This window comes from Halobacteriovorax sp. (genome assembly GCF_041587335.1).
Taxonomy (GTDB): domain Bacteria; phylum Bdellovibrionota; class Bacteriovoracia; order Bacteriovoracales; family Bacteriovoracaceae; genus Halobacteriovorax.
The window spans coordinates 1-6,168 of the sequence record NZ_JBFGYP010000155.1 but is presented as its reverse complement, the minus strand read 5'-3'; the positions used below and the strand labels follow the sequence as shown (position 1 = coordinate 6,168).

Annotated in this window: 7 protein-coding genes; 4 read left to right on the top strand and 3 right to left on the bottom strand. The window is 33.0% G+C overall.

The annotated features are described in order from the left end of the window. The first annotated feature begins 105 nt into the window (after positions 1-105). On the top strand, positions 106-657 hold the full coding sequence (locus tag ABX784_RS14945; RefSeq protein WP_372655863.1) for a chalcone isomerase family protein: 552 nt from the start codon (positions 106-108) through the stop codon (positions 655-657). Here the strand turns inward: ABX784_RS14945 and ABX784_RS14940 are convergent. Continuing rightward, on the bottom strand, positions 643-1,011 hold the full coding sequence (locus tag ABX784_RS14940; RefSeq protein ID WP_372655862.1) for a nucleotide pyrophosphohydrolase: 369 nt from the start codon (positions 1,009-1,011) through the stop codon (positions 643-645). The genes ABX784_RS14945 and ABX784_RS14940 overlap by 15 nt on opposite strands. A gap of 172 nt (positions 1,012-1,183) precedes the next feature. Here ABX784_RS14940 and ABX784_RS14935 point away from each other — a divergent pair, with 172 nt between their 5' ends. From ABX784_RS14935 to ABX784_RS14925, 3 genes are all read left to right on the top strand, one after another. Then, positions 1,184-1,858 carry a response regulator transcription factor gene (locus ABX784_RS14935; RefSeq protein ID WP_372655861.1) on the top strand — a complete coding sequence of 225 codons (675 nt, stop codon included), beginning with the start codon at positions 1,184-1,186 and terminating at the stop codon, positions 1,856-1,858. A 109-nt stretch (positions 1,859-1,967) separates the two neighbouring features. Beyond that, positions 1,968-2,429 carry a DUF3015 family protein gene (locus tag ABX784_RS14930; RefSeq protein WP_372655860.1) on the top strand — a complete coding sequence of 154 codons (462 nt, stop codon included), beginning with the start codon at positions 1,968-1,970 and terminating at the stop codon, positions 2,427-2,429. A 58-nt stretch (positions 2,430-2,487) separates the two neighbouring features. Beyond that, positions 2,488-4,374 carry a DUF4105 domain-containing protein gene (locus ABX784_RS14925; protein WP_372655859.1) on the top strand — a complete coding sequence of 629 codons (1,887 nt, stop codon included), beginning with the start codon at positions 2,488-2,490 and terminating at the stop codon, positions 4,372-4,374. On the opposite strand, the gene ABX784_RS14920 is transcribed toward ABX784_RS14925, so the two are convergent. Both ABX784_RS14920 and ABX784_RS14915 read right to left on the bottom strand, forming a co-directional pair. Further along, positions 4,371-5,030, bottom strand: a complete 660-nt coding sequence (locus ABX784_RS14920; protein WP_372655858.1) for a hypothetical protein — start codon at positions 5,028-5,030, stop codon at positions 4,371-4,373. The two genes, ABX784_RS14925 and ABX784_RS14920, sit on opposite strands and share 4 nt — an antisense overlap. 165 nt (positions 5,031-5,195) lie before the next feature. Beyond that, the coding region (locus tag ABX784_RS14915; RefSeq protein ID WP_372655857.1) for a glycosyltransferase at positions 5,196-6,168 on the bottom strand (973 nt) is incomplete at its 5' end.

Below are 6,168 nucleotides of genomic sequence, written 5' to 3'. Positions count from 1 at the left end.
TACGTTTATATAAAAGAGAAACTTAGGTATTGCTTTCCGCCTATTTTAAAAATGCTAAAATTAATTTTAGTGATAAAATATATTTAAATTTTATTAGGAGATAACATGAAAAACTTCATAGCAGCTTTCGCTTTTTTAATAAGTGCAACTACCCTTTCAGCAACACAAGATGATGTAACTCTTCCAGACACTGTAAACCTATCTGGTAAAGAATTAGTCTTAAACGGTCTTGGAACAAGAAAAGCGACATGGCTTGGAATAAAGGTATATGTTGGTGGACTTTATATGCAAAAGAAAAGCTCCGACTATAATACCTTTTTAGATGATAAAACTCCAAAGCAGATCATTATGAAATTTGTTAGAGATGTAGATGCCTCCGACTTGATTGATGGATGGAAAGGAGCTTTTAAAAACTCTGTTCCAAAAGATAAGCTTCCTTCACTTCAAGAAAGAATCAACACTTTCTATACTTACTTCAGCGATATAGAGAAGGGACAAACGATGGTCTTCACTTTTTTAAATGACGGAGTTGAGTCAACTATTAATAATAAGAAGCTTGAAAAGATTAAAGGTGCAGACTTCACAAAAGCGATGCTTTCAGTTTGGTTTGTAAATGCAACTGATGAAGGATTAAAGAAAGGACTACTCGGTCTTTAATTCATTATACTTCTTTGCCGTACCCCTAGCGAGCTCTACGGGGTACTTCTCACCATTAAGGATAAACTTTTCATCTATAGACTTACTTAAGTCAATATCAAGAACATCACTTAACCTTATGAGATACATCAAGATATCTGACATCTCATTTTCTACTTTCTTCTTTAGTTCTGGTGCTAGTGAACTACTCTGCTCTAAAGTTAGCCATTGAAAGATTTCGACTAATTCGGAAGATTCTACACTAAGGGCCATAGAAAGGTTCTTTGGATTGTGAAACTGCCCCCAATCTCTAGCTTTAGAGAAATCACTTAGTCTTTCTTGCCATAACGAAATATCAAGTACTTGTTCCTTCAACCTTCTCTCCATCTTAAGACCAACTAAGTTAATCCCATATTTAAAACTAAATTCATTGACTCTAATTCAGTTTAAACATAAATTTATATAAATAAAGTAAGTTATATAATTAACCTTAAGAGCCAACGCTCTTTTTTGTTAGCATACATCAAGAACAACCCCGGAGTAAATTATGGGTGAGAAAATGCACGTTACTATTGTAGATGACGTTCAAGACAACCTTTTAAGCTATAAAGAGCTACTAGAGAGTAATTTTGATTTAGAGTTAATTCAAAATCCTCTAGAACTAATAGGTTACCTAAACTCTAAAAAGACTGACCTAATAATTCTTGATCTTCATATGCCTAATATGAATGGTTTTGAGCTTTATGGAACATTTAAGGATACTCACCCAGAAATACCTGTAATATTTTTAACAGGTGATCCATCTGAAGATGTTGTTGTTCAGGGGATGGAGCTTGGTGCAGATGACTTTATTGTAAAGCCAGTTTCTCTTAATGAATTAGTGGCAAGAATTAAAAATAAAATTGTTACGAAAAAAGGAAGTAAGCCTGCTAATGAATCAATTAGCTTTGATGGATTTATACTTCACACTGAAGTTCAAATGGCGGAAATAGACGATAAAAAAATTCAACTTACTCCAATTGAATTTAAAATTATACATCTACTTGCTAAGAGCCCTAATAAGATCTTCTCTAGAGACTATATAACTAATCTATTATGGCCAAACGTACATGTTCAAAATCAAAATATAGACACGCATCTCTCTAACTTAAGAAAGAAGCTCAAACCTTTTTCTCAGTATATTAAGACGATCAAATCGCGCGGGTATATTCTTAGAATATAATTGGGTGTTAATTAAATCTCTTTAGATTCCCTATTGTGGCAGACTCACTAATCTGCTACATTTTTATATAATTGAAATTTTCAATAACAAATCTTTCACGGAGGAACGAATGAAAAAAATTATTCTAGGATTAGTAGCTGGTGGTTTAATTTCTGTATCTGCATCTGCAGCATCATACCAAGCTCAAGGTTGTGGACTAGGTTCTACTCTTTTTACTGATGGTTCAAACCTAATGCACCAAGTTCTTGGAGCAACTACAAATGGTCTTTCTGGTAACAATACTTTTGGTATGACTTCAGGAACTTCTAACTGTGAGTTAGACGGAATGGGTGGACAAGCAAATACTGTTTTCATCAAAGCAAACAAAGTAGCTCTTTCTAACGACATCGCTCGTGGACAAGGTGCAACTCTTGCTTCTCTTTCAAGAATGTACGGATGTACAAATCTTAAGGCAGTTGGATCAGCTCTTCAAAAGAACTACAAGACTATCTTCTCAGAAGCAAACACTGAAGCTTCTTCAATTGATATGAGTATCAGAAACGTAATTGAAACTAATAAAGCTTGTATTTAATTAGATCATAATTCAATATCACTGGAAGTGTTTATCTTCCAGTGATATCCTTTTTGCCATGAAAACGGCTTTAATCTTTATAATATTTTTTACATTTCACAGTACTTTTGCAAAATCTTCTATTGAAGATATTGCACTCTCTAAGAAGTGGTTAAACCTTCTTCACTATAAACCAAATATAATTTCTGGGTTTACAAGTGAAGCTGATGAACCAACATTTTTCTATCATCAAAGCGGTGCCACTAATCCTCTCTTAGAGCTACAAGAAAATATTAAGGCCTATAAAAAAGATAAGAAAGAATTTAATAAAAGCTCAATGAGACCCGAGTGTAGATTTCCTGCAAGAACAAGATTTCTCCTATCAGAAGGATTGATTACAAATCAAGATATTGGCGATACTTGTACTGAGTTTGAAAAATTTAGAAATAAAGTCGCAGCGAAATCAATTTCAATAGTATTTTCATCTTACTTTTTAGACACGCCGGCCTCAGCTTTCGGACATACATTTATGAGGCTTAATAAGAATATTAGAAATACAGTTCAAGAGGATCAAAACTTTGAGCTACTAGATTATGCGATTAATTACTCTGCAAACGTTACTACAAATAACGCGTTAATTTATTCAATTATGGGTTTTGCTGGAGGATTTAAGGGCGAGTTCGCGGCCATGCCCTACTTTTATAAAGTAAGAGAATATAATGATTATGAGTCACGAGATCTATGGAGCTATGATCTAAATCTCACTCAAAAGGAAGTTGATACTGTTGTCGCCCATATATGGGAGATGGGTCAAACTTACTTTAATTATTTTTATCTAACAGAGAATTGTTCATACCATATGCTAGGACTTTTAGATGTCGCCAATGACTCATGGAACTTATCAGATAAAAATCCTACTTTTGTTCTTCCTGTTGATACGATTAAAACAATTTCAAATACACCAGGGTTAGTTAGAAGAGTTGGCTATAGACCGTCTAAAATGCAAAAAGCGAAGATATCTGTCTCCAATCTAAAAGAAAGTGAAGTTTCTTTATTTGAAAATGTAATTAACTCGAAGTCTTCAACTTCTCTAGACAAGTTACCAAATAAGACGAAAGCTAAAATCCTTGATACTGCCATTGACTACCTAGACTATAAGCATAGTGAAGATATACTTCTAGAAAAGAAAGAGGCCATGAAGTGGAAACAGGAGCTTCTCATAAGTCGATCTGAGACAGGTATACAAAATAGTGAGATAGTCTACAAGCTCCCTGAAATAGAAAGACCTGAAAATGGTCACGGATCTAGGCGTTTTACATTAGGAGCTGGGGAAGACAAGCTACAAGGCTTCTATCAAACACTATCATACAGATTTGCTCTGCATGATTTCTATGATTCTGATGTTGGACAAAATCCACAGGCAACGATGGAGATGGTTAATATAAAATTAAAATATTTCTCAAATGATGAGATTAAAAACAAAGAAAAACAAGTTGCTATTGATCACCTAAGTCTTGTTAGAGTTATTTCTATTAGTCCTATCAAAAAATTCTTCTCAAATCTTTCGTGGAGATTTGATGCTCGTATGAAGTCAATCAAAGATGGAGGCTGTGAGTACTGTCTATCTCCAGGTTTTGAAATTGGTGGTGGAGCATCACTTATGGGTAAGTACTTTAAGAGTTATTTATTTCTTGCTTCAGAAGTAGACGTACACAAAGAACTTTCAAAAGAAGGATTTAGAATTGGTGTTGGCCCAGAATTAGAAATTATCTTCAACACTGAAAAGAAAATAAAGTTTGGCCTCATTGGAGACTATAAATGGAGATTTCCTTCTCACGTTAGTAGAACCTATAGATATGGATCAAGACTGAGGTATACATTCATTGATTCTATGGCACTTAGTTTAGAGCATCTAAGATCTGAGCGTAATAACCAATCAGAAGCTGCATTATCTTATTACTTCTAAAGACAGAATGGGAGTAGCTCACCTACTCTCTCTTTAAAAAAGTTTTGTACTTTAATTTTACTTGAAGACCTTGTTAATACTGACCAATAGAAATAAGAATCAGGAAAAAGTCTTCCAGGTTCTCTCCTACTAGAACCTTCAATCTGGACATCTAAGATTGAAATAGCACATCTGATATTCTCTTTAGGATCTAAAATATTAGAATTATCCACATCGCAATTAGAATAATAACTTGAATCACTTGTACTTAACTGAAATAGGCCCTCAGAATATTTTTTCATTGAACTTTCGTAGTACCTTTCATTTGGATTAAAGCTTGATTCAAAGTGAGAAACCGATGACATAAATAGTGCCCAAAACATCGTTCTTTGTGTCTTAGATAGAGAGTTAAAGTTTGAGCAGTTTATGCTTTGAAGGTCTTGCTCATTAATATCATTTTCAAGAAGACCAGTATTATATTCTAAGCTATCGTAAATAAACTGAGTCCATTCTCTACTCCATAGATTGCCATTATAATCACCGACAACCTGAAAAATTGTGGCCGAAATTAAATCTTGATCACTATCTTTAAGAGTTGATGATTCATCGGGAATTTCTAAATTACTTGAACAAGAAAAAAGAAAAAGAAAGGTGATCGAAAAAATAAATACTTTCATACCGACATCCTGTTAGTGTGAATTATTTCTCAATTAAATTGTATAACTGAAAAAAAAATCAAACACACCACAGAGCAACATAATATCTATTAAATAGGGTAAATCGATACATAAGCTACTGAGAATATGGAGTAAATATTTTTCTTATTTATTCTCACATCTAGTTTATAAGTCTTTAATCTCTTTAAGGAGTAGATCTACGGCCTTATTTTCAATCCCAATGACATTATGGGCTTCCTGTTTATTAAAGGTCTCAAGAATTGTCTTAATATTTAAGTTCGTTAACTCATCCTCAGAAATTACGAGTGAACCTAACTTATGATGAGCTTCCATAGCATTATGATACTGCTCATTTTTTTGAGCAATTTTTAATGGAATATATATACTTCTCTTTTTAAGGGCCATTAATTCACAAACAGTTCCTGCTCCCGCTCTTGAAATGATAATAGAAGATGCTTTCATTATATCTATTATTTCTTTTCCAATAAATGCGACTGGAACATATGATGAAGACTTAAACTTCTCAAATTCTTCAACGAACTTCTTTCCAACTTGGTGTATTACGTTATATTTCTCTTCTAAAAAAGATAGATCTTCTTTAATCAACTTATTTAGAAGTAGTGATCCATTTCCACCACCAGTTATAAAAAGTAAAGGCTTTGCTGGGTTTATAAGTTCTATACCTTTAAATGAATCTATCGAGAGAGATTCTTCAAAACATTCTCTACGAATAGGATATCCAGAGTAAATCGTTTTATTCTTTGGAAAGTATTTAATAGACTCTTCAAAACTCACAAAGACTTTATTTGCAAAAATTGAACAGATCTTATTAGCAAGACCCACTCTACTTGTTTGCTCATGAATAAATATTTTCTTACCTGTCAATTTTGCCGCCACAACAACAGGAACAGAAACAAATCCACCAGTTGAAAAGATTAGAGTATTTCTTGGTTTAAATAATAGATAGAAAAATGACTGTAGAGTTCCTACTATAATTTTAAATATATCTATAAAATTTTCGATGGAAATATAACGTCTAAGTTTTCCAGTAAAAATTGATTTGTACTTAATATCAAACTCTGAAATTAAGTTTTTTTCAATACTATCTCTACCACCAATATATGAAATATTTAAATCG

Excerpts from the sequence above, each read along its gene's own strand:
- ABX784_RS14930 (WP_372655860.1), top strand. The coding sequence starts at position 1,968 with ATGAAAAAAATTATTCTAGGATTAGTAGCTGGTGGTTTAATTTCTGTA.
- ABX784_RS14935 (WP_372655861.1), top strand. The coding sequence starts at position 1,184 with ATGGGTGAGAAAATGCACGTTACTATTGTAGATGACGTTCAAGACAAC.
- ABX784_RS14945 (WP_372655863.1), top strand. The coding sequence starts at position 106 with ATGAAAAACTTCATAGCAGCTTTCGCTTTTTTAATAAGTGCAACTACC.
- ABX784_RS14925 (WP_372655859.1), top strand. The coding sequence starts at position 2,488 with ATGAAAACGGCTTTAATCTTTATAATATTTTTTACATTTCACAGTACT.
- ABX784_RS14920 (WP_372655858.1), bottom strand. The coding sequence starts at position 5,030 with ATGAAAGTATTTATTTTTTCGATCACCTTTCTTTTTCTTTTTTCTTGT.